Source organism: Paracoccus mutanolyticus (assembly GCF_003285265.1).
GTDB lineage: Bacteria > Pseudomonadota > Alphaproteobacteria > Rhodobacterales > Rhodobacteraceae > Paracoccus > Paracoccus yeei.
Genome location: NZ_CP030239.1, coordinates 2,215,821 through 2,236,586 on the forward strand (window position 1 = coordinate 2,215,821; position 20,766 = coordinate 2,236,586).

At 69.2% G+C, this 20,766-nt stretch carries 21 protein-coding genes, 2 tRNA genes and 3 pseudogenes; 16 read left to right on the forward strand and 10 right to left on the reverse strand.

What is annotated here, in order from left to right:
* Positions 1-101: 101 nt before the first annotated feature.
* From DPM13_RS20870 to gltX, 7 genes and pseudogenes are all read right to left on the reverse strand, one after another.
* Positions 102-239, reverse strand: coding sequence for a hypothetical protein (locus tag DPM13_RS20870; RefSeq protein WP_189654645.1), 138 nt, complete (start codon positions 237-239; stop codon positions 102-104).
* A complete protein-coding gene (locus tag DPM13_RS11930) occupies positions 175-762 on the reverse strand; it encodes a hypothetical protein (protein ID WP_223252584.1) in 588 nt (195 codons plus the stop codon). Before DPM13_RS11930 ends, DPM13_RS20870 begins: the two co-directional genes overlap by 65 nt.
* Positions 663-1,241, reverse strand: coding sequence for a hypothetical protein (locus tag DPM13_RS23235; RefSeq protein ID WP_223251979.1), 579 nt, complete (start codon positions 1,239-1,241; stop codon positions 663-665). The genes DPM13_RS11930 and DPM13_RS23235 overlap by 100 nt, the downstream gene beginning before the upstream one ends.
* A 233-nt stretch (positions 1,242-1,474) precedes the next feature.
* Positions 1,475-1,551: transfer RNA gene (locus DPM13_RS11940), tRNA-Met, on the reverse strand.
* Between the two features lie 80 nt (positions 1,552-1,631).
* Entirely contained in the window at positions 1,632-1,781 is a 150-nt protein-coding gene (locus tag DPM13_RS23240) for a DUF1003 domain-containing protein (RefSeq protein WP_223251980.1), read from the reverse strand.
* Positions 1,778-2,200 carry a DUF1003 domain-containing protein gene (locus tag DPM13_RS25125; protein WP_262983118.1) on the reverse strand — a complete coding sequence of 141 codons (423 nt, stop codon included), beginning with the start codon at positions 2,198-2,200 and terminating at the stop codon, positions 1,778-1,780. The genes DPM13_RS23240 and DPM13_RS25125 overlap by 4 nt, the downstream gene beginning before the upstream one ends.
* A gap of 50 nt (positions 2,201-2,250) precedes the next feature.
* Positions 2,251-3,572: pseudogene (gltX, locus tag DPM13_RS11950) on the reverse strand (glutamate--tRNA ligase).
* A gap of 78 nt (positions 3,573-3,650) precedes the next feature.
* Between gltX and DPM13_RS11955 the strand changes: the two are divergent.
* Positions 3,651-4,058, forward strand: a complete 408-nt coding sequence (locus DPM13_RS11955) for a metallopeptidase family protein (protein WP_080621845.1) — start codon at positions 3,651-3,653, stop codon at positions 4,056-4,058.
* 7 nt (positions 4,059-4,065) lie between these two features.
* Here the strand turns inward: DPM13_RS11955 and DPM13_RS11960 are convergent.
* Positions 4,066-5,918, reverse strand: a pseudogene (locus DPM13_RS11960) (bifunctional sugar phosphate isomerase/epimerase/4-hydroxyphenylpyruvate dioxygenase family protein).
* Here DPM13_RS11960 and DPM13_RS23250 point away from each other — a divergent pair.
* The 6 genes and pseudogenes from DPM13_RS23250 (at position 5,836) to DPM13_RS11985 (ending at position 11,006) form a co-directional block, all read left to right on the forward strand.
* Positions 5,836-6,015, forward strand: a complete 180-nt coding sequence (locus DPM13_RS23250; RefSeq protein WP_223252656.1) for a hypothetical protein — start codon at positions 5,836-5,838, stop codon at positions 6,013-6,015. The pseudogene DPM13_RS11960 and the gene DPM13_RS23250 overlap by 83 nt on opposite strands.
* A gap of 52 nt (positions 6,016-6,067) precedes the next feature.
* A pseudogene (locus DPM13_RS11965) lies at positions 6,068-7,758 on the forward strand (FAD-dependent oxidoreductase).
* Positions 7,755-8,579: a sugar phosphate isomerase/epimerase family protein gene (locus DPM13_RS11970; RefSeq protein ID WP_112888088.1), complete on the forward strand. Its 825-nt coding sequence runs from the start codon at positions 7,755-7,757 to the stop codon at positions 8,577-8,579. The pseudogene DPM13_RS11965 and the gene DPM13_RS11970 overlap by 4 nt, the downstream one beginning before the upstream one ends.
* A gap of 395 nt (positions 8,580-8,974) precedes the next feature.
* Positions 8,975-9,376 (forward strand): DUF2946 family protein, encoded by a 402-nt coding sequence (locus DPM13_RS11975; RefSeq protein ID WP_112888089.1) that lies wholly within the window; start codon positions 8,975-8,977, stop codon positions 9,374-9,376.
* Between the two features lie 60 nt (positions 9,377-9,436).
* Positions 9,437-10,402, forward strand: a complete 966-nt coding sequence (locus DPM13_RS11980; protein WP_223251981.1) for a DUF1775 domain-containing protein — start codon at positions 9,437-9,439, stop codon at positions 10,400-10,402.
* Entirely contained in the window at positions 10,389-11,006 is a 618-nt protein-coding gene (locus DPM13_RS11985; protein ID WP_028718050.1) for an SCO family protein, read from the forward strand. Before DPM13_RS11980 ends, DPM13_RS11985 begins: the two co-directional genes overlap by 14 nt.
* Positions 11,007-11,090: 84 nt before the next feature.
* On the opposite strand, the gene DPM13_RS11990 is transcribed toward DPM13_RS11985, so the two are convergent.
* Positions 11,091-11,167, reverse strand: a tRNA-Arg gene (locus DPM13_RS11990).
* A 95-nt stretch (positions 11,168-11,262) separates the two neighbouring features.
* A complete protein-coding gene (locus DPM13_RS11995; protein WP_099648879.1) occupies positions 11,263-12,699 on the reverse strand; it encodes a sensor histidine kinase in 1,437 nt (478 codons plus the stop codon).
* A 299-nt stretch (positions 12,700-12,998) separates the two neighbouring features.
* Here DPM13_RS11995 and rpmH point away from each other — a divergent pair, with 299 nt between their 5' ends.
* From rpmH to argB, 9 genes are all read left to right on the forward strand, one after another.
* Complete coding sequence (rpmH, locus tag DPM13_RS12000; protein ID WP_028718048.1) at positions 12,999-13,136, forward strand: 50S ribosomal protein L34; 138 nt, start codon at positions 12,999-13,001, stop codon at positions 13,134-13,136.
* Positions 13,137-13,168: 32 nt separating this feature from the next.
* Positions 13,169-13,636 (forward strand): ribonuclease P protein component, encoded by a 468-nt coding sequence (gene rnpA / locus DPM13_RS12005; RefSeq protein ID WP_080621853.1) that lies wholly within the window; start codon positions 13,169-13,171, stop codon positions 13,634-13,636.
* A gap of 101 nt (positions 13,637-13,737) precedes the next feature.
* Positions 13,738-13,878: a membrane protein insertion efficiency factor YidD gene (yidD, locus tag DPM13_RS27055; RefSeq protein WP_112888091.1), complete on the forward strand. Its 141-nt coding sequence runs from the start codon at positions 13,738-13,740 to the stop codon at positions 13,876-13,878.
* A gap of 42 nt (positions 13,879-13,920) precedes the next feature.
* Positions 13,921-14,820 carry a tRNA 2-thiocytidine(32) synthetase TtcA gene (ttcA, locus tag DPM13_RS12015; RefSeq protein WP_112888092.1) on the forward strand — a complete coding sequence of 300 codons (900 nt, stop codon included), beginning with the start codon at positions 13,921-13,923 and terminating at the stop codon, positions 14,818-14,820.
* Positions 14,821-14,879: 59 nt separating this feature from the next.
* Entirely contained in the window at positions 14,880-16,172 is a 1,293-nt protein-coding gene (locus DPM13_RS12020; RefSeq protein WP_112888093.1) for an EAL domain-containing protein, read from the forward strand.
* Between the two features lie 171 nt (positions 16,173-16,343).
* Positions 16,344-18,260: a membrane protein insertase YidC gene (gene yidC / locus DPM13_RS12025; protein ID WP_028718044.1), complete on the forward strand. Its 1,917-nt coding sequence runs from the start codon at positions 16,344-16,346 to the stop codon at positions 18,258-18,260.
* A complete protein-coding gene (locus tag DPM13_RS12030) occupies positions 18,257-19,015 on the forward strand; it encodes an MOSC domain-containing protein (RefSeq protein WP_112888094.1) in 759 nt (252 codons plus the stop codon). Before yidC ends, DPM13_RS12030 begins: the two co-directional genes overlap by 4 nt.
* Positions 19,012-19,662, forward strand: a complete 651-nt coding sequence (gene yihA, locus DPM13_RS12035) for a ribosome biogenesis GTP-binding protein YihA/YsxC (RefSeq protein WP_112888095.1) — start codon at positions 19,012-19,014, stop codon at positions 19,660-19,662. The genes DPM13_RS12030 and yihA overlap by 4 nt, the downstream gene beginning before the upstream one ends.
* 190 nt (positions 19,663-19,852) lie before the next feature.
* Positions 19,853-20,752 (forward strand): acetylglutamate kinase, encoded by a 900-nt coding sequence (gene argB, locus DPM13_RS12040; protein WP_028718041.1) that lies wholly within the window; start codon positions 19,853-19,855, stop codon positions 20,750-20,752.
* Positions 20,753-20,766: the final 14 nt, after the last annotated feature.

Consider the following 20,766-nt stretch of genomic DNA (forward strand, 5'->3'; position numbering starts at 1 on the left):
CTGCGGGTGCCGGCGTCCACGAGTCCAGACGCCTGGACCTGGCGGCTGATGTGTGCTGGCAGGGGAGACCGTGCACGTCGCACGGCCTCCCCTTTGCTGGCTCAGAAGTCGAAGACGTGCGACAGCAGGATGGTATCGCCGCCGCCAAAGTTCAGCAGCGTGCCCTGGCCGTTTTCAGAGACGGAATAGTGGCGCCCGCCCAGGTCCAGCCGGTCGATGCCGACGTCGAAGCCCAGCACCGTGTCGGCACCGTGGCCCGCGCGGAAAATCAGCGTGTCGGCATCGCCGCGCCGCGTCGCGCGGAAAGAAGTCGCCATTGGCCGAGATCAGGTCGTTGCCCCGCCCGCCGGTGATCGTGTCGCGGCCTTCGCCCCCTTCAAGGGTGTCGCGCCCCGCCGAACCGATCAGCACGTCGTTGCCCCAGCGCGTGCCGGCATGGAAACCGGCCGCGTTCAGGCCGATGTCCGCACCCGAGCCGTCGATCGTGTCCCGGCCTTCATGGGTCCAGACGGTTTCGAACGAACTGAAGCGGGCCGTTTCGGTGGTGCCGGTGAAGTCGATCGTGGCGGTGCCGTTCACGGCCGAGGTCATCTTGACCGAAACGCCCGTCCCGTCCCAGTCGTGCGCCCAAAGGTTCACCACGTCCGAGCCCGTGCCGCCGTTCAGCACGTCGTTGCCATAGGCCAGGCCCTTGGTGCCCGAGTTGCCTTCGGCCGTGCCCTGACCCCAGCGGATGTTGTCGTTGCCGGCGCCGCCGAAGATGGTGTCGTTGCCGCGCGACCCGTGATGAAGTCTTCGCCCGCACCGGCCCAGACGCGGTCGTTGCCTTCGCCGGGGTCGATGAAATCGCCCGCGCGCGTGCCGTTGACCTGATCGTTGCCGCCGCCGGTCCAGATCGAGAGGCCATAGCGGTCCAGCGTCGCCTGGCCGGCGCGCACGATGTCGTTGCCATTGCCCAGAACCAGACGCTCGATTCCGGTGAAGGTCAGGGTTTCGTTGCCGCGCATCACGGTCCCGTCCTCGGTCGAGGTCAGGTGGATGCGGGTCCCGGCATTGCTTTCGATGAACAGGCGGTCGCCGCCTGTCTTGGCGCCATAGACGTTGGTGTCATAGGCTTCGCCCGTGTCGCCGCCGTGGATGGTGGCCGAACCGCCGCTGTAGTGGAATTCGTCCGCCCCACCAAGACCCCAGGTCACGAGCCGCGCGGCAATGGTGATGCTGTCATTACGTTCTGTAGGCATGTCGTCTCCAATACACATCCCGCCTTCGCGGGTGGCATTTGTCTAAGACGAGCGGTGTTAAATTACACTTAACGGGTTCCCGGCCCAGGGAGCAAAACTGGCGTGTTTATGCTTAAAATCCCGGATTCCGGCAGGTTCTTGCGCAGCCTCAATCATAAAATACAACAAAATCCGCCGATTATCGGCAGGTTCCCGCCGGTGGCAATTTGTCTGATAACACCAAGGAAGGAAAATGGTAGCGGAGGAGGGATTTGAACCCCCGACACAAGGATTATGATTCCTCTGCTCTAACCAGCTGAGCTACTCCGCCACGGGTGCGGGGTAACTACGGCGAGGCGCGGGAGGCGTCAAGGGGGTCTGCTACGCTTTTTCACCTTTCTCAGCCGCGCATCAGGTCCGGTGCTGCAATCGGCGCAGCGTCTCGGCCAGCATGTCCAGTTGCTCTTGCTGCTGTGCGATCAGGCGGGCAAGCTGATCGGTGCGAAGCTGGTCCAGCTTTTCGTGCAGCGCCATGATTTCAAGCTCGGCCTTCAGGTTCACCTCGTAGTCATGCGCGGCGGCGCGGCGGCCTCGGCCTGCCGGTTCTGGTTGATCAGGACGAAGGGGGCCGGAAGCGCGGCCAGCATCGACAGCATCAGGTTCAGGAAGATGAACGGATAGGGGTCCAGGGCGTGCCGCCCCATCGTCAGGTTCAGCGCGCACCAGACGGCCAGAAACAGAGCAAACAGGGCGATGAAGGTCCAGGACCCGCCAAAGCTGGCCACGCGGTCGGCCATGCGGGCGCCAAGGTCGTGGTCGCCGCCGTCCTCGGCGCCGACGTCTCGACTGATCGGCCGGCGGCTGCCGAGCCGGTCCAGCACGCGCCGTTCCGTCTCGGCCAGGGTGTCGATGTCGCGGCCAAGCCAGCGCGCGGCTGCGGCGGCGCTGCGGTGCGGGTCCTGCAGACGGGTCTCCTGCATGGTCTGGATGCAGACGGCCCCGGCGATGCGGCGCTGGCAAGGCCGTGCGGTCAGCCCCGTGCGCGGACCACCTGCAGCAGCGGCATGACGTCGGACATGTCGGACCATGCGCCTGGCCGGTCAGCGCCTTGCGCAGCGGCATGAACAGCGCCTTGCCCTTGCGGCCGGTGGCCTGCTTGACCGCATTGGTGAATTCCCCCCAGGTCGCGTCGCTATAGGGCGGGGGCGGCAGCAGGGTCATCGCCTGGGCGATGAAATCGGCATCCTCGGGGTCGATCTGCGGTTCGGCCCCCTGCGAAAAGATCTGCCACCAGCCCGCAAGGTCGTCGAGCCGGGTGATGTTCTGCGACGCCACCCGCCAGAAGCGCTCGGCCAGGTCCGCAGGCACGTCCAGGGCCGCGATGCGGTCCTTGACCGCGTCGAAGGGCAGGGACTGGTTCGCCTCGCGCGTCAGCGGCCACAGGTCCTCGGCGTCGAACTTGGTGGGCGAGGCGCCGAACTGCGACAGCTCGAAGCCGGCAGCCAGCTCGTCCAGCGACATCTTCAGCTCGACCGGCTGCGAGGAGCCCAGCCGCGCCATCAGCGACAGCAGCGCCTCGGGCGCCACCCCCGACTCGCGCAGGTCCTTGATCGCCAGCACGCCCAGGCGCTTGGACAGTTCCTCGCCCTGTGCGCCGGTCAGAAGGCTGTGATGGGCGAAGGCCGGCGGCGTGGCGCCAAGCGCGCGGATGATCTGGATCTGCGTCGCGGTGTTCGTCACATGGTCGGCGCCGCGCACGATATGGGTGACGCCCATGTCGGCGTCATCGACAGAAGACGCGAAGGTATAAAGCACCTGCCCGTCGGCGCGGATCAGAACGGGGTCGGACACGGACGCCGCGTCGATGGAAATGTCGCCCAGGATGCCGTCCGGCCACTCGATCCGCTCCTGATCCAGCAGGAAGCGCCAATAGCCGTCCCGGCCCTCGGCCCGCAGACGCGCCTTGTCCTCGTCCGACAGGTTCAGCCCGGCGCGGTCATAGACCGGCGCTTGCCCATGTTCAGCTGCTCTGCGCTTCAGGTCCAGCTCGGTCGGGGTCTCGAACACCTCGTAAAGCCGGCCGGCGGCACGCAGCCCCTCGGCCGCCTCGGCATAGCGGTCCAGCCGGTCCGACTGGCGTTCGATCCGGTCCCAGGTCAGGCCCAGCCATTCCAGGTCGCGCTGGATGCCGTCCGCATATTCCTGCTTGGACCGCTCGCGGTCCGTATCGTCGAGGCGCAGGATGAAGGTACCGCCCGCCTTGCGCGCGATCAGATAGTTCATCAGCGCCGTGCGCAGGTTGCCGACATGGATGTGGCCGGTGGGCGAGGGGGCAAAGCGGGTGGTGGTCATGGATGGTCTCCTGTCGGCTTCGCTCTTTCACAAACGGCGGTTTTTGTCCATATCGGGGCCTAAGGACGAGGTGATGCGATGCTGGACTGGAAGACTGCCGAGGCACCCGACGCGGCGCTGATCGAGGAAATGGCGCGCGAAGCCATTGCCGCCCTGCCGCCCGAATTCGCCGGCCCCGCCGCGCAGGTCGTGCTGCGGGTCGAGGATTTCGCGGCCGAGGACGTGCTGGACGAGCTGGAGATCGACGACCCGCTGGACCTGACCGGCCTTTACGACGGGGTGCCGATGACCGAGAAATCGGCCAGCGAGCCGCAGCATTTCCCCGACACGGTCTGGTTGTTCCGCCGCGCCATCCTGGACGAATGGGCCGCGCGCGGGGATGTCAGCCTAGGCGCGCTGGTGGGCCATGTCGTGGTCCACGAATTCGCCCATCACTTCGGCTGGTCGGACGACGATATCGCCGCCATCGACCGCTGGTGGGAATGACCGGGGCCTAGCCCCGCGGCATTCCCGCCGGACGGGCCGTGCGTTTCTGGGCGGCGATGCGGAAGGGCGCGTTCGGCGCGCCGTATCCCGCGTAATTCCCCTGACGCTGGACGATTTCCAGAAAGAATCCGTCCTCGCGCGGGGTGGAATACAGCTGGAAGAACTGGCCGCCCGCGTCCTCGTCATACATGACGTTGTGGCGGCGCAGCCGCTCGGTCAGCGACGCGTCAAGGCCGAAGCGGGCGGCCACGTCGTCGTAATAGTTCGCGCCGATGCGCAGGGCCGGAAAGCCCAGCCCCTCCAGCGCCGCGGCGGTGGTGAAGATGTCGGCGCTGGCGAATGCGATGTGCTGGACCGACGAGCCCAGGCTTTCCTCGATGAAGCGGCCGGCCAGGGTACGGCGCGCCTCGGCCCCGTTCAGGGTGACGCGCATCCCGCCCGAGCGGATGGCCTGCGACCGCACCAGCCCGTCGGGGTCGATCACGTCCACCATGGGCGATTTCTGCGCGTCGAAGATTTCGGTGTAGAACAGCGACGACGACAGCATCTCGTCATAGGGCATGGTCTGGCCCAGGTGGTCGATGCCGGTGATGCCGGCGCCCGCGACCTGCGGCTGGTCGATGCGGAAATCGACCTGCCAGATGTTGGCGAGGTCCGAGCGGCTGTCCAGGAACCGCATGACGCTGCCCGAGACGCCCCGGATGGCGGGAATCGACAGCTCGCCCGCGCCGACGTCCTGCGCATGGGGCTGTGCCAGCAGCGCGGTCGCGCGGGCATGCGCCGCCTGCGCGTCGGGTAGGTTCAGCCCGATTTCGGAAACGGTCGTGCCATGCGCCACGTAAGAGGTGCGGGCAAAGCCGCGCGGGTCGGTGTTGACCAGCACGTTCGCATCGCCCTGCCGCCACAGCGTCACCGCCTTGGAGACATGGCGCCCGGCGGGCTGGAAGCCCGTCGCGGCCAGCAGCGCACCCAGCGCCGGGGCCTCGTCCTCGCTGGTGGCGAACTCGATGAACTGGATGCCGCCGACCTGCTGGGGGGGCGGGAAATCGGGCAGGTCGGTTTGCAGCGCCGGCTCGGCGCGCCGGGCGCGGTCCTGCACCGCGATCAGGCTGCGGTGCCCGTCCAGCGCCACCAGCCGGGGCAGCCCCGCGCGGAACTGGTCGTTGAAGATTTCCAGGCTGAGCCAGCCGTCATAGCCCGTCGCCATGACCGCGCGCATGAAGCGGGTGACGTCCAGGTCGCCCTCGCCCGGCATGTTGCGGAAGTGGCGCGACCAGTACAGCAGGTCCATGTCGATGGCCGGCGCGTCCGCCATCTGCACGAAAAAGATCTTGTCGGCCGGGATCGCGCGGATGCTGTCGGGTTCGATCCGGCGCGCCAGCGTGTGAAAGCTGTCGAGGATCAGCCCGATGTTCGGATGGTCGGCGCGGCGCACGACCTCCCATGCGTCGCGGTGGTCGTTGACGAAGCGGCCCCAGCACAGCGCCTCGTATCCGACGCGGATGCCGTATTGGCGGGCAAGCTCGCCCAGGTCGTGGAAATCGGCGGCCATGCGGTCGATGCCGCCCATCGCCGCCGGGTGCAGCGAGGAGCAGAACAGCACCAGATCGGTGCCCAGCTGGTTCATCAGCTCGAACTTGCGCGCAGCGCGGGCAAAGGCGCGCGAACGGTGGGGCTCGGGCAGGCCCTCGAAGTCGCGGAAGGGCTGGAACAGGGTGATCTCCAGCCCCTGGTCGCGCACCATGCGCCCGACCTCGGCCGGGCTGAAGCCGAGGCGATGAAATCCTGTTCGAAAATCTCGATCCCGTCAAAGCCGGCGGCGGCGATGGCGGTCAGCTTCTCGGTCAGGTTGCCCGACAAGGATACCGTTGCGATCGAGGTTTTCATGGGGGTCTCGTGGTCTGAAGATGCGGAGGCGAGAACACCACAGATCGCGGCGCGGGGAAAGATGGGTTGATTTGTTGCCTTTATTTCAATAATGGAAAGCCATTCCATTACATGGGGGCGCAATGCGGCGCAACTGCGATCTTCTGGTGCTGGGCTCGGGCGCGGCGGGGCTGTCGGCGGCGCTGACCGGCGCGCGGCTCGGGCTGCGCGTGGTCCTGGCCGAAAAGGCCGAGGTGCTGGGCGGAACCAGCGCCTGGTCGGGCGGCTGGATCTGGTGCCCGGGCAACGCGCTGGCGGCCGAGGCCGGGATCGCCGATCCGCCGGGCGCGGCGCGGCGCTATCTGGCCGCCGCGCTGGGACCGGATTTCGACGCGGCGCGGGTCGATGCGTTCCTGGAAAACGCGCCCCGCATGGTGGATTTCCTGCGCGATGCGGGGCTGGATTTCGAAAGCGGCAGCCGGATTCCCGACACCTATGGCCATCTGCCGGGGGCGGGGACGGGCGGACGTTCCGTCATCGCGGCGGCCTACGACGGGCGGCGGATGGGGGCGCTGATCGACCTGCTGCGCCCGCCACTGCGCGAGACGAGCTTCTGGGGCATGACGATCCAAGCGGGGGCGGACCTGCGGGCCTTCCTGACGATGCGCCGCTCGGCCCGGTCTCTGGCGCATGTGACGATGCGCGTGGGGCGGCATCTGTGGGACCTGGCGCGGCATGGGCGGGCGATGCAGCTGCGCAACGGACAGGCGCTGGTCGCGCGGCTGATGGTGGCGGCGCAGGACGCCGGCGTGGTGTTCCTGACGCAGGCCCCGGGGCAACAGCTTCTGGTCGATGCGGGCCGCGCGCCGGGGCGGTGCTGGACACGCCCGACGGGCCGGTGCGGGTCCGCGCCGCGCGCGGGGTCGTGCTGGCGACCGGCGGTTGGCCGCATGACGGCGCGCGCCGCGCGGCGCAGTTCCCGCGCAACGACTGCCACGCCACCCTGGCCGTGCCGACCGCGCAGGGCGACGGCGTGCGCCTGGCCGAGGCGCTGGGCGCCGTGCAGGCCCGCGACCTGGCAAGCCCCGCCGCGCTGTGCCCGGTGTCCGAGGTGCCCTGGCCCGACGGCCGACGCGGCGTCTTTCCCCATGTCATCGAACGCGGCAAGCCGGGCCTGATCGCCGTGCTGCAGGACGGCCGGCGCTTTTGCAACGAAGGGCTAGGCTACCACGACTATGTCACCGCGCTGCTGCGCGCGGTGCCCAAGGGGGCTGTGCCGCAATCCTGGCTGATCTGCACGCGCGCCTTTCAGCGCCGCTATGGGCTGGGCATCAGCCGGCCCGCGCCGGTCCCGGCCGGGCCCTGGATCCGGCGCGGCTATATCAAGACCGGCGACACGCCCGAGGCGCTGGCGCGGGCCTGCGGCATCGACCCCGCAGGGCTGGCTGCGACGCTTGCGGACTGGAACCGCCATGCGGCGCGGGGCGAGGATCCGGCGTTCGGGCGGGGCAGCACCCCTTACATGCGCCTGCAGGGCGACCCGGATGTGAAGCCCAATCCCTGCGTCGCGCCGATCGACCGCGGGCCCTATTATGCGGTGCGGGTGATCCCCGGCAGCTTCGGCACCTTTGCCGGGCTGCGAACGGATGCGCGCGCCCGGGTGCTGGACGGGCAGGGCGCGCCGATCCCCGGTCTTTATGCCGCAGGCTGCGACATGGCCAGCGTCATGGGCGGGCATTATCCGGCGGGCGGCATCAACCTGGGCCCCGCGCTGACCTTTGGCCATGTCGCCGCAAGGGACGCGGCGGGCCGGCCCGATTCGGAGGACGCATGACACGACCGATCTCGCTTGCCCATCTGACCGCCATCGAACTGTCGCCGCCCGAGCTGATCCACATGGCCGCGCGGCTGGGCTATGATGCCGTGGGGCTGCGGTTGATCCGGGTCACGCCCGATACGCCCGGCTATCCGCTGATGAAGGACCCGGCGCTGATGGCCGCGACACGCGCGGCACTGGACCGGACCGGGCTGCGCGTGCAGGATATCGAATTCGTCCGCATCACCCCCGGGCTCGACGTGGCCGCGCTGGGTCCCTTCCTTGAGGCCGGGGCGACCCTGGGGGCGCGGCAGGTGATCTGCGCGCCCTATGATCCCGACCTTGCCCGGCTGGCCGATACGCTCGGCACCCTTTCGGGCGCCTGCCGCGCGCGGGGCTTGCAGGCGGTTCTGGAGTTCTTTCCCTGGACCGCCGTGCCCGACCTTGCGACCGCGCTGCGCGTCGTCGAGGCGGCGGGACCCGAGGCTGGGCTGCTGGTCGATACGCTGCATTTCGACCGCTCGGCCAGCAGCATCGTCGATCTGGGCCGCGCGCTGCCCCGAATGCCCTTCCTGCACCTGTGCGACGCGCCCGTGGCGCCGCCCTACACGACCGAGGCGCTGTTCCACGCCGGCCGGGTCGAGCGCCTGCCCGCGGGCGAGGGCCAGATTCCCCTGTGCCCGATCCTGGACGCGCTGCCCCCGGATCTGCCCGTCGCGCTGGAGGTGCCGATGACCGCCCGCACCCGGGCCGAGGGCATCGAATCGGTCGCCCGCCATGTGCTGGAGCGCACCCGTGCCTTTCTGGCCGGGCTCAAGGAAGCCGCAACTCCCGGCTGAACAGGGCCTCGGGGGCTGACGTCACGACATCGCGTCAAAAAGCTTGCAACCTGCCGGGACTATTGGCTAAACCTGCGACACGTTGCGCATGGCCTTGCATCTATGCGCGGGTTTTGCATCAGGGCTCTGCTGTTCCTGAACCGCTGGCGTGCCTTGGGCATGGCGACGTGTCGGGTCGTGTCGATGCATCACCCTTGCGCAGGGCAGCGCGCTGCTGGCGACGGTTGCAGTGCCCCCGTCGCCAGCCATCCCCTTTTCTTGCCTTGGTCCTGTCCCGCGCCGCCGGATGCTGCATCGTGTCGCGGGCCTTGGGGGTTCCCCCGGACGGGGTTTTCTGGCAGCAGGGACGGGGAAGGGTCGGAGGCCGGGGCGCAGGCATGGCATCGCAGGGCAGAATGAAAACCGGATGCCGGGCGGGGCCGCTGCGTTGGCTGGCCCTGGTGCTGGTGCTGCCCTTTCTGCTGCTTGCCGCCTTCAAGCCGGGGACCATGCTGGCCGCCGATGCGCAGGGCCGGATCATGGTCCTGCTGTGCGGCGGCCACGGCCCGGTCGAGATGGCGGTGGGTCTGGACGGCACGCTGACGCCGGTTTCGGACCTGGGCCACGATCCCGCCCCCGCCAAGGCGCCCTGCGGCTGGGCGCTGCACGGCCAGCCCGCGCTGACGGCGTCGGGCCCGGTGCTGCCTGTGCCCGTCCGTCTGTCGATCCGTTTGACCGAGGCCGCGCCGGTCCTGTCGCCCGCGCTTGTTCATCCGCCCGGCCCCGCCTGGCCCCGGGGTCCACCGCGCACCGCGTGACGGTTGCGTTCGCGCGCCCTTCGGGCGTGTGCCCCTTGTCCTTGCATGCGGAACGGATTCATGCGGAAACAGATGTTCGGCGCCCTGGTGGGTGCCTCGATTGCGGCGATAGCGAGCCCGGCGCTGGCCCATGTCACGCTGGAGCGGGCCGAGGCGCCCGCCGGCTCGACCTACAAGGCGGTGCTGCGCATCGGCCACGGTTGCGATGGCAAGGCCACCCGGACCTTGCGCGTCCAGATCCCGGACGGCTTTTACAACGCCAGGCCGATGCCCAAGCCAGGCTGGCAGCTGGCGACCACGACGAGGCCTTATGCCCGGCCCTACGACAACCACGGCACCGCGATGACCGAGGGCGTGCGCGAGATCACCTGGTCGGGGGGCGAGCTGCCCGACGACTGGTATGACGAATTCGTGCTGCGCGGCACCATCGGCCCCGAGGTCGCGCCGGGTGCCACGCTGTATTTCCCGACCGTGCAGGAATGCGACGGCGCCGCGGCGGAATGGACCGATGCCTCGGGCAACGCGGCGGCAGAGAACCCCGCGCCGGCCCTGCAGGTGACCGAGGCGGCGGACCACGGCGACGGGCACGCCCATAGCCATGGCCATGACGCGGCCGGTGCGGCCGTGCTGGGCGATCTGTCCATCGCAGGCGCCTCGGCCCGCGCCACGCCGCCCGGCGCCCCGGTCGGCGGCGTCGTGCTGGACGTGACCAACAAGGGTGCCGCGGACGACCGGCTGGTCTCGGCCAGCACCCCCGTGGCGGGGCGGGTCGAGATCCACGAGATGGCGATGGAGGGTGACATCATGCGGATGCGTCCCTTGCCGGACGGCTGGCCGGTGCCGGCGGGGCAGACGGTCTCGATGCAGGCGGGTGGACAGCACCTGATGCTGATGGAACTGAAGGGACCGCTGGTCGAGGGCCAGGCGCTGCCCCTGACCCTGCGCTTTGAACACGCGGGCGAGGTTGCGCTGACCGTGCCGGTCGGGCCCGCCGGAGGAAAGGGGGCAAGCCATGCCGGGCACTGAGAACAGGGGCGGGCTGCGCCGCATCCGCTGGGCGCTTTGGGGGCTGGTGGTGCTGGCCGTGCTGGTCGTGGCCTGGATCCAGGTGATCGGCCCCCGGCTGTCGGCACTGCCCGACGCCGGCACGGCGAACCTGGGCCGGGGCGATTACCGGCTGGCCGCGACCGACGGCTCGGCCTTCACGCAGGACAGCCTCAAGGGGGCGCCCTCGGCGGTGTTCTTCGGCTTCACCAATTGCCCCGACGTCTGCCCGACCACCCTGGGCGACATCGCTGGCTGGCAGGAGGAGTTCGCCGCCAAGGGCAAGCCGCTGCGCGCCTATCTGGTGACGGTCGACCCCGAGCGCGACACGCCCGAGCGTCTGCGCGACTATGTCTCCTGGGTGCCCGGGGTGGTGGGTGTGACCGGCGCGCCTGACGAGGTCGCCAAGGCCGTCAAGGCGTTCCGCGTCTATGCCCGCAAGGTCCAGACCGAGGATGGCTACACGATGGACCATTCCGCCATGGTCCTGCTGTTCGACGCCGAGGGGCGCTATGCCGGCCTGGTCGGCTATCAGGAGGACCCCGCCCGCACCCGCGCCACGCTCGAGGCGCTGCTGGGGGCGTGATCCCAGGTGCCCGGGCCAGCCCCGGGCGCCGCCTTCCCACGGGCCGGACATGAAAAAAACCGCCCCGAGGGGCGGTTCTTTCAATGGCGGACCCGGAGCGATTCGAACGCCCGACCCCCAGATTCGTAGTCTGGTGCTCTATCCAGCTGAGCTACGGGTCCGCTGTGAGGCGGTTATCTAGAGACAGGCGCCGGGGGGTGCAAGGCCAAAAATGAGGCCGCGCGAAGAAAACTGCGCGGGGTCGAATTCCCGGCGGTCAGGCGGCGGGCGCCTCGGCGGGCAGGGGGATGCCGGCCAGTTCGCGCGGCAGGCGCAGGCAGAACTGAGTGCCCTCCTCGTCGCTGCGCAGCAGGTCGAGGCGGCCGCCATGGTTGCGCACCAGGTCCGCCGCGATGGCAAGGCCCAGGCCCGTGCCGCCCTTGCGCGAACCGCCCGAAAAGGGCTGGAACAGATAGTCGCGCGCCTTCTTCGGCAGGCCGGGGCCGGTGTCGCCGACCCGGATGAACCATTCGGCTTCGTCCTCGCCGGCGCCGATCTCGATGGTGCCCGGGCGGCGGGTTGCCTCGATCGCCTGGCGGGCGTTGCGCACCAGGTTCGACAGCACGCGGAACATCTGGTCGCGGTCGGCCCGCACCATCAGGCCGGGCGGCACGTCGGTCAGGAACTCGATCGGGGCAGCGCCATCCTGGGCGGCGCCCTCGGCGGCCAGGGCCTCGGCCTCGGCCACCTCGGCGACCAGCGCCGCCAGGTTGAAGCGCGACAGCGACGGCGCGGGCTCCTCGGCCTTGCCGAAGGCCAGGGTGGTCTCGCACAGGTTCACCGCGCGGCTGATCGAATTGACCAGCTTGGGCGCGGCGCGGCGCACGGCGGGGTCGGCGCTGGTTTCCAGCCGGTCGGCGAAGATCTGCGCCGTGGTCAGGATGTTGCGCAGGTCGTGGCTGATGCGCGCCACGGCCTGACCAAGCTGGGCCAGCCGTTCCTTTTGCTTCAGCGACGATGTGACGGTGCGCTGCATGGCGGCCAGCGCCGTCTCGGCCTCGTTCAGTTCGCTCAGGCGCGCGGTGGGGGTGATGATCAGCCGCGCGTCCTCGGGCGCGCTGGCATAGGCGGTCATGTGGTTGATGACGCGCCGGATCGGCACCAGCAGCAGCCGCTGCGCTGCCACGTTCAGCAAAAGCGCCGTCAGGATCGAGAAGGCGGCCGAAATCAGCAGCAGGCGCAGGCCATAGTCGATCATCTCGGTGCGCAGCCGGGCGGTGTCCATGGTGATCTCGATCAGCTGGCCGGCCTGGTTGACCGGCGCGCCGATCACGCGGATCACGCGGTTCTGCGGGTCCATCAGCTGCGCCAGGGCATCGCGCGCCGAGGTCAGGAAGGGCTGGTCGCGCAGGTCGTAGGTGGCCGCGATGGGCCCGGGGATGGGCGAGGACAGCACCAACTGGCGCACGTCGTTGCGCCGCAGCACCACGTTGAACACGCCCGCGTTCTCCAGCAGCTCCGATTCCAGGTCCGAGGCCAGCGATTCATCGGTCGCCAGCAGCGCGAGACTGGCGATCTGCGCGCGTTCCAGGCGCGATTCCAGGTAGTCCTGGCGATAATTCGCAAGCGAGGGCAGCAGAATCAGCAGTTCGGCCAGAATCACGAAGATCCCGGTCAGGACCGCAAAGCGCCCGGAGAGGGTATTCAGGGACATGGTGACCTTATGCAGTTCTTCTCCAGGGCCGTGCCTTTGCCAGACACATAAGGCGTTGCAGGCCGCAGTTCAAACATTCGTGACCGGCCCAGGGTTCCGTGCCGGGCCGCCGGCGCCGGCTCGCGGCCGGTCCGGCGCCGGCATTTCCTTCACGGTCATGAACACGCGCAGCCCGGCGTGGTCAATGTGGTTGACTTGCGGGCGGGGCGGGACTATGCAGCGGGCCTCGAATAGACCGGCGCGTCTTGCGTGGGCCGATGGCCCATACCCCGTACGCGCCTTGACCCCGGAGTTTGAAGATGTCGAAACGCACTTTCCAGCCGTCGAACCTGGTTCGCGCCCGCCGTCACGGTTTCCGCGCGCGCATGGCGACCAAGGGCGGCCGCCGCGTTCTGAACGCCCGCCGCGCCAAGGGCCGCAAGGTTCTCAGCGCATAAGCGCCGACGCGCCACGGCGCGGGCCGACGCTGATGCCAGAGGCAGCCGAAAACGCCGCCGCTGACCGGAATGCCCAAGAGGGCGTGCCGGGCAGGGCGGCTTCCGGCATTTCCGGGGACGCCGGCCGGCCGAAGCTTGTGACCCTGCGTCAGCGGGCGGATTTCCTGCGCGCGGCCTCGGCCCGGCGGCAGGGAACGGCGGGCTTCCTGCTGCAGGCGCGCTGTCGCGACGACGGGTCGGACGCGGTGCGGGTGGGCTTTACCTGCTCGAAGAAGATCGGCAATGCGGTGGCCCGCAACCGCGCCAAGCGCCGGCTGCGGGCCTTGGCGCGCGAGATCCTGCCCGCGCGGTCCCGACCCGGCTGGGACTATGTGCTGGTCGGACGGCCCGAGGCCACCATCGCGCGCGACTTCGCCGAGCTGCGGGGCGATCTGGAACAGGCGCTGGCCCGGGTGCACGAGGCGCGTGCCGCCGCGTCGCGCAAGGGATCGCGGTCGTGACGCCGCTGGCCCATCTGCTGGCGCAGCCGGTTGCGCAGTTCTGATTGGCCGCAAGCCCTTCGACCTTCAGCCACGCGCCGTCAACGCCATAGACATAGCAGGTGCGTTGGCCGTTGGCTGTTACCGAAAGCGGGCGGTTCGCGCCGCCTAGGCTGACATCGCGCCGCCTGTGCCGCTGCCACCCCTGGGGCGGGCAGGGCTTCGACCCGGTGCCGGAACCCCGGGGCTGCGGGCGGGACTGACGCCCCGGCCATCCACGCCATCAGACCCCAAAGGATGCACCGATGCGGGACGACACCCACGACCAAGACGAGCCGGCCGAGGACATCCACCCGCTGTTTCGCGGCGCCCCGTCCTCGACCGAGTTCCGCAAGCTGAGAAAGCGCCTGGTGCGCGAGACCCGCGCCGCCATCGAGACCTATGCCATGGTGCGCCCCGGCGAGCGCTGGCTGGTCTGCCTGTCGGGCGGCAAGGACAGCTACACGCTGCTGGCCGTGCTGCACGAGTTGAAGTGGCGCGGCCTGTTGCCGGTCGATCTGCTGGCCTGCAACCTCGACCAGGGCCAGCCCGGCTTTCCCGCGACGGTCCTGCCGGAATTCCTGACCGAGCGCGGCGTGCCCCATCGCATCGAATACCAGGACACCTATTCCATCGTGAAGGAAAAGGTCCCCGAGGGACGAACCTATTGCGCGCTGTGTTCGCGGCTGCGGCGCGGCAACCTGTACCGCATCGCGCGCGAGGAGGGGTGCCAGGCCGTCGTCCTCGGCCATCACCGCGACGACATCCTGGAAACCTTCTTCATGAACCTGTTCCACGGCGGCAGGCTGGCCTCGATGCCGCCCAAGCTGCTGAACGAGGACGGCGACCTGAACGTGCTGCGCCCGCTGGCCTTCGTGGCCGAGGCCGATTGCGACCGCTTTGCCCGTGCGATGAACTATCCGGTGATTCCCTGCGATCTGTGCGGCAGCCAGGAGGGGTTGCAGCGCATGCAGGTCAAGCGGCTGCTGGACGAATGGGAAAGCCGCAGCCCCGGCCGGCGCCAGGTGATGTTCCGGGCGCTGACCAATGTGCGCCCGTCGCATCTGCCGGACCCGGCACTGTTCGATTTCGCCGCCCTGACGCCCGATCGGTCGGATTTTAGTGAAAAACTGGGCCGTGAAGTGCCGGTGCTGCGCGAACTTTAACGGAACGAAAAGCACCTCGCCGCTAGTCTCGGGTCAGGCAACATGATTCGGATCGGACTATGGCATACGGAATCAATGCGGCGGCCGCGCGCCTTCGGCGGCTGGTCGGCAAGGCGGGCGGAGTGGTGCCGCCGCCGGCGAAAACCCGGGCCGCCCTGGTCCTGCGCATCGAGAATGCCGAGATGCTGCGCGCCAGCCTGGGCCCCCGGGCGCTGGACCGGCTGGTCGAGGCGCTGGCCCTGCGCCTGACGGCCGAACTGCGCTTTGTGCCGCAGGCCCGCTTTCCGGGACAGACCGAACTTTACGGCTTGCTGGCGGTGCGGCGCAGTTCCGCGTTGCCGGGCCATCTGGCGCAACTGGGCGCGATCTGCCGCAGCCCCGTGGACCTGGGCGAAATCCGGGTGACGCCGGTCGTCAACGCGGTCATCGTCAGCGATGACGGCGGGCGGGCCGGCCAGGCGGCGCTTTACGCCTTTGGCCGCGACGCGCTGGACGCCTGCAGCCCGCTGACCCAGGGCGGGCAGTTGCGCTTTGTCGAATATAGCCGAGAGGAACCGCCGCTTCGGGCCGAGCCGCTGTTTTCGCCCGACCAGGTACAGTGCCGCTTTCAGCCGCAGATCTGCTGCGACACCGGGCGGGTGGTGGGGCTGTCGGTGCTGGCCGGGATCGAACATCCCGAACTGGGCCCGCTGGACCTGGCCGATTTCCAGACCCGCCTGTCCGACGAAGTGCTGGGTGCGGCGCAGCGCGCGGTGCTGCGCCAGGCGCTGAGCGCGCTGCGGGGCTGGGACCGGATGGGGCTGCAGGTGCCGCTGGTCACGCTGCCCCTGGGCGACCGCGTGCTGGCCGACCCCGCCTTCACCGAGGCGGTGCTGTGGGAACTCGACCGGCTGGAGCTGGAGCCCGCGCGGCTCGAGATCGAGGTGACCGAGCCCATCGGCCGCAGCGGCGGCCGGGCGCCGGTGGTCGAGAACCTGCAGCGGCTCTGCTCGAACGGGTGCCGGATCGCGATCGGCGATTTCGGCAGCGGCCAGGCGGGGCTGGACGACATCCGGCTGCTGCGCGTCTCGCGCGTGCGGGTCGGGCACGGCTTCACCGCGGGCTGCGACCGCCGGGTGGACCAGCAAAGGATGATCCTGGCGATCCTGGCCCTGGCCGAGCATCTGCGTCTGGCGACCCTGGCCGACGGCGTCGCCACCATCGACGAGAAATCCTTCCTGTCCCAGATCGGCTTCGGCGCGATCCAGGGCCGTGCCGTGGTTCCGCCACAGACGGCGCGCGAGATGGACGAGGTCCTGACCGCGCTGGAGACGAGCCTGCCGCCCCAGTTCGGCCTGAGCCGCCGGGCCTGAGGCACGCGCCGGCCGGCGCCCCGGGGCGCGGACCCTCGCGGCCTCTGTCCAGGGTGGGGAAGGGCCCTGCGCCATGTCGGCCTGCGGCAAATTCCCTTGACCTTTGGCGGTCGCTTCTGTTGAAGCGGCCCGAACCCCACGGGGTCGCAGACGACGAAGGACAGGTCCGGCATGGAAGACAACAACCGCAACCTCATTCTGGCGATGGTGCTTTCCGCCCTCGTCATCCTGGTCTGGTCGATCTTCTTCGCGCCGGAACCCGCGCCGCCCGCGCAACAAACCGCGCAGACACAGACGGTTCCGGGCCAGGCCACGCCGGATGCGCCGCCTGCGGCGAACGCGCCGACGCTCGGCACGGCCAGCGCCGATCCTTCGGCCGGGGCGCAGCGGCTGCGGGTCGAATCGCCCTCGCTCCGGGGCAGCATCTCGCTCGCCGGGGGCCGGATCGACGATCTGGAACTGACCGGCTATCACGAGACGCTGGATCCGAACTCGCCCTATGTCCGCCTGCTGTCGCCGACCGCCCAGCCCGGGATCAAGGCCGACGGCTCGCCGGTGGCGCCCGGCGGCAACCTGTCGGTCACGCTGCAAAAGCCCTATTATGCGGTCTACGGATGGATGCCCGGCCCGGGCACGGACCCCGCGCTGGTGCCGGGGCCGGCGACGGTCTGGCGGGTCGAATCCGGCGACGTGCTGGCGCCTGGCAAGCCGGTGACGCTGGCCTGGGACAACGGCGCGGGCCAGATCTTCCGCCGCACCTATGAACTGGACGACAAGTTCCTGTTCACCATCAGCCAGTCGCTGGAAAACACCGCCGCCACGCCGTTCTCGGCCGCGCCCTACGGGATTCTCGCGCGCCACGGCAGGCCCGACACGCAGAACTTCTTCGTCCTGCACGAAGGCGTCGTCGGCATGACCGATGGCCAGCTTCTGGAAAAGAAATACAAGGCCATCACCGAGCTTGCCGCGACGGGCGCCGAGGGGCCGGCGCTGCTGACCGACGTGGCCGAGAACGGCTGGATCGGCTTTACCGACAAGTACTGGATGACGACGCTGGCCCCCGCGCCCGGCTCGGCCTTTACCGCCGTGGTGAAATACGCCCCCGGCGCCGACATCTTCCAGACCGAGGCGCGGATGCCGATGCAGACCGTCGCCCCCGGCGCCACCGCGAGCAGTTCCAGCTATCTGTTCGCCGGCGCCAAGGTCTGGGAAACCATCCGCGGCTATCAGGAAAACCCCGGCATCGACCGCTTCGTCGATTCGATCGACTGGGGCTGGTTCTATTTCCTGACCAAGCCGATCTTCCGCCTGCTGCACTGGCTGCACGGCTTCATCGGCAACATGGGCTGGTCGATCATCGGCCTGACCTTCATCCTGAAGCTGCTGGTCTTTCCGCTGGCGCGCAAGTCCTACATCTCGATGGCCAAGATGAAGGAACTGCAGCCCCAGATGGAGGCGATCAAGGAGCGCGTCGGCGACGACCGGATGAAGTACCAGAAAGAGGTGATGGAGCTTTACAAGCGCGAGAAGGTGAACCCCGCCGCGGGCTGCCTGCCGGTGCTGCTGCAGATCCCGATCTTCTTCTCGCTCTACAAGGTGATCTTCGTCACCATCGAACTGCGCCACGCACCCTGGATCGGCTGGATCCGCGACCTGTCGGCGCCCGATCCGTCCAGCCTGTGGAACCTGTTCGGCCTGCTGCCCTGGGCGACGCCGGGGCAGGGCAGCTTCCTGCACAGCTTCACCCTGCCGGCGCTGGCGATCGTCTTGGGCATCAGCATGTGGATGCAGCAAAAGCTGAACCCGGCCCCCGCCGATCCGGCGCAGAAGATGATCTTTGCCTGGATGCCCTGGATCTTCATGTTCATGCTGGGCGGCTTTGCCTCGGGTCTGGTGCTTTACTGGATCACCAACAACCTGATCACGATTGCCCAGCAGTACACGATCATGTCGATGCACGGCCACCGGCCCGACCTGTTCGGCAACATCCGCTCCAGCCTGCCGGCGCGCGGCAAGGCCGAGGCCAAGCCCGCCGGAAAGCCTGCCGCCAAGGGCGGCGACAAGCCCGGCGGCAAGGCGGGCAAATGACCGGCCGCATCGCCCGGATCCGGCGCCACCCGATCAAGTCCGTCGGCGGCGAGGATCTGGGCCGGGCCACCCTGCGCGCCGCGCAGCGCCTGGCCGGCGACCGGCAATGGGCGCTGCTGACCGAGGCCGGCGAACGCCACGCCGGGGACGGTCCGCGCCCGGTGCGCTGGCTGCCGAAATCCTGCTTCGTGCGTGGCGTGGCCTCGGCACCCCTGCAGGCCGTCGCGGGCGGATGGGACGAGGATGCGGGCCAGCTGTCCCTGACCCATCCCGAAAGCCCCCCGCTGCGGTTCGACCCCGAGACCGAGGGGGCGCGCCTGGTCGAATGGATCGCGCCGCTGTGGCCCGCCGACAAGCCCGCACCCACGCGGCTGGTCCAAGGCCCGACCGGCTGGACCGACGTCAGCCAGCCTTGGCTGTCGATCCTGTCGCTGGCAAGCCTTCGCGACCTTGAAACCCGGCTGGGCCTGCCCCTGGGCGTCGAACGCTGGCGCGCGAACCTGTGGATCGACGGCTGGCAGCCCTGGGCCGAGCGTGACCTGATCGGCCGCATCCTGACCGTGGGCGGGGTCGAACTGCGCGTGACCGAGACCATTGGCCGCTGCGCCGCCACCAGCGCCGATACCGCGACCGGCTGCATCGACATCGACATGCCGCAGGCGCTGCAGGCGCAGTTCGGCCATTCCGACTTCGGCATCTACGCCGAGGTCGTCACCGGCGGCGAGATCGCCCTGAACGACGAGATTTGCGCATGAAGGTGGCCTTTCCCGTCGCCCCCGAGCCCGATCCCGACACCGCCGAGGCGGCGCGCAAGCTGTTCGCGGGCCCGGTCGATTTCCTGAAGGGCGTGGTCGGCATGGACGGCCTGCCCCCCGCCGACCGGCCCGAGCTCTGCTTCGCCGGCCGCTCGAACGTCGGCAAGTCCAGCCTGATCAACGCGTTGACGGGGCGGAACGGGCTTGCCCGCGCCTCGAATACGCCGGGCCGCACGCAAGAGGTGAACTATTTCACCCTGGGCGAACGCGCCTATCTGGTCGACCTGCCGGGCTATGGCTTTGCCAAGGCCCCCGTCGCGGTGGTGGCGAAATGGCAGGCGCTGCTGAAATCCTATCTGTCGGGCCGCCCGACGCTGCGCCGGGCCTTCGCGCTGATCGACGCCCGCCACGGCGTCAAGGATGTCGACCACGAGATCATGAAGCTGCTGGACCGCGCCGCCGTGCCCTTCCAGGTGGTTCTGACCAAGGCCGACAAGATCGGCGCCCAGGCGATGGAGACGACCGTGGCCCAGGTCGCCGAGGCCTTGCAGAAGCATCCCGCCGCCTATCCCGAACTTGTGATCACAAGCTCGGACAAGGGGCAGGGCATCGCAACCCTGCGCGCCATCATCGCGGGCCTGGACTGACGGGGCGGGCCCCCGCAGCCAGATCCCTGCCGGGAATGGACCGGCGGGCGCCTGCCGGACCCATCGCGGCGCCGCGCTGCGGGCGCCTCTTGCCGGGCCGGGCAGCCCATCCCGGATGGTCTGGACCTTGGCGCCGGTGCGGCCTAGGCTCGGCCGCGACGAACAGGGGCTCTCGATGAGAAAGCAAGACATGAACCGTGACTGGACCGCCACTGCCCGCACCCTATCCGAGGCGCTGCCCTATATGCAGCGCTATTCGGGCGCGGTCGTCGTGGTGAAATTCGGCGGCAATGCCATGGGCGACGACGAGGCCATGGCCGAATTCGCCCGCGACATCGTGCTGATGAAGCAGGTCGGCATCCACCCGGTCGTCTGCCACGGCGGCGGCCCCATGATCAACGAATTGCTGGGCAAGCTGGGCATCGAAAGCCATTTCGTGCGCGGCAAGCGTGTCACCACCCGCGAGACGGTCGAGGTGGTCGAGATGGTCCTGTCGGGCCTTGTCAACAAGCGCATCGTCCAGGCGATCAACGACGCCGGCGGGCGCGCGGTCGGCATCTCGGGCAAGGACGACGACCTGATGGTGTGCGAGGCGGACGACCCCGAACTGGGCTTCGTCGGACGCCCGGTGGAAATGAACGTCCAGATCATCCGCGACCTCTACAATGCCGGGCTGATCCCGGTGATCGCCCCCGTCGCCACGGGGATGGAGGACAACGAGACCTTCAACGTCAACGGCGACACCGCCGCGGGCGCCATCGCCGGCGCGCTCAAGGCCGACCGGCTGCTGCTGCTGACCGACGTGGCGGGCGTCAAGAACGCCGAGGGCGAGGTGGTGACCGCGATGACCCCGGCCCAGGTCCGCGCCATGATCGAGGACGGCACCATCGCCGGCGGCATGATTCCCAAGACCGAAACCGCCCTGCAGGCCATCGACGAAGGCGTGCGCGCCGTCGTCATCCTGGACGGCCGGGTGCCGAACGCCACGCTGCTGGAGCTGTTCACCGAACATGGCGCCGGGTCGCTGATCCGCTCGACCGAGCCCCGGGTCAAGCCGCGCGGCCTGCGCCAGGGCGGCAGCGAGCTTTGAGCGCGCGCCCCACG

Bases quoted from the DNA above. Each gene is read 5' to 3' on its own strand.
- argB (WP_028718041.1), top strand. From the start codon at position 19,853: ATGAACCGTGACTGGACCGCCACTGCCCGCACCCTATCCGAGGCGCTG.
- DPM13_RS11975 (WP_112888089.1), top strand. From the start codon at position 8,975: ATGAAAACCGGATGCCGGGCGGGGCCGCTGCGTTGGCTGGCCCTGGTG.
- rnpA (WP_080621853.1), top strand. From the start codon at position 13,169: ATGCCAGAGGCAGCCGAAAACGCCGCCGCTGACCGGAATGCCCAAGAG.
- DPM13_RS23235 (WP_223251979.1), bottom strand. From the start codon at position 1,241: ATGCCTACAGAACGTAATGACAGCATCACCATTGCCGCGCGGCTCGTG.
- yihA (WP_112888095.1), top strand. From the start codon at position 19,012: ATGAAGGTGGCCTTTCCCGTCGCCCCCGAGCCCGATCCCGACACCGCC.
- DPM13_RS11980 (WP_223251981.1), top strand. From the start codon at position 9,437: ATGCGGAAACAGATGTTCGGCGCCCTGGTGGGTGCCTCGATTGCGGCG.
- DPM13_RS11995 (WP_099648879.1), bottom strand. From the start codon at position 12,699: ATGTCCCTGAATACCCTCTCCGGGCGCTTTGCGGTCCTGACCGGGATC.
- yidC (WP_028718044.1), top strand. From the start codon at position 16,344: ATGGAAGACAACAACCGCAACCTCATTCTGGCGATGGTGCTTTCCGCC.
- DPM13_RS12020 (WP_112888093.1), top strand. From the start codon at position 14,880: ATGGCATACGGAATCAATGCGGCGGCCGCGCGCCTTCGGCGGCTGGTC.
- DPM13_RS25125 (WP_262983118.1), bottom strand. From the start codon at position 2,200: ATGCAGGAGACCCGTCTGCAGGACCCGCACCGCAGCGCCGCCGCAGCC.
- DPM13_RS11985 (WP_028718050.1), top strand. From the start codon at position 10,389: ATGCCGGGCACTGAGAACAGGGGCGGGCTGCGCCGCATCCGCTGGGCG.
- DPM13_RS11970 (WP_112888088.1), top strand. From the start codon at position 7,755: ATGACACGACCGATCTCGCTTGCCCATCTGACCGCCATCGAACTGTCG.
- DPM13_RS12030 (WP_112888094.1), top strand. From the start codon at position 18,257: ATGACCGGCCGCATCGCCCGGATCCGGCGCCACCCGATCAAGTCCGTC.
- DPM13_RS11955 (WP_080621845.1), top strand. From the start codon at position 3,651: ATGCTGGACTGGAAGACTGCCGAGGCACCCGACGCGGCGCTGATCGAG.
- ttcA (WP_112888092.1), top strand. From the start codon at position 13,921: ATGCGGGACGACACCCACGACCAAGACGAGCCGGCCGAGGACATCCAC.
- rpmH (WP_028718048.1), top strand. From the start codon at position 12,999: ATGTCGAAACGCACTTTCCAGCCGTCGAACCTGGTTCGCGCCCGCCGT.
- DPM13_RS23250 (WP_223252656.1), top strand. From the start codon at position 5,836: ATGAAATCCTGTTCGAAAATCTCGATCCCGTCAAAGCCGGCGGCGGCG.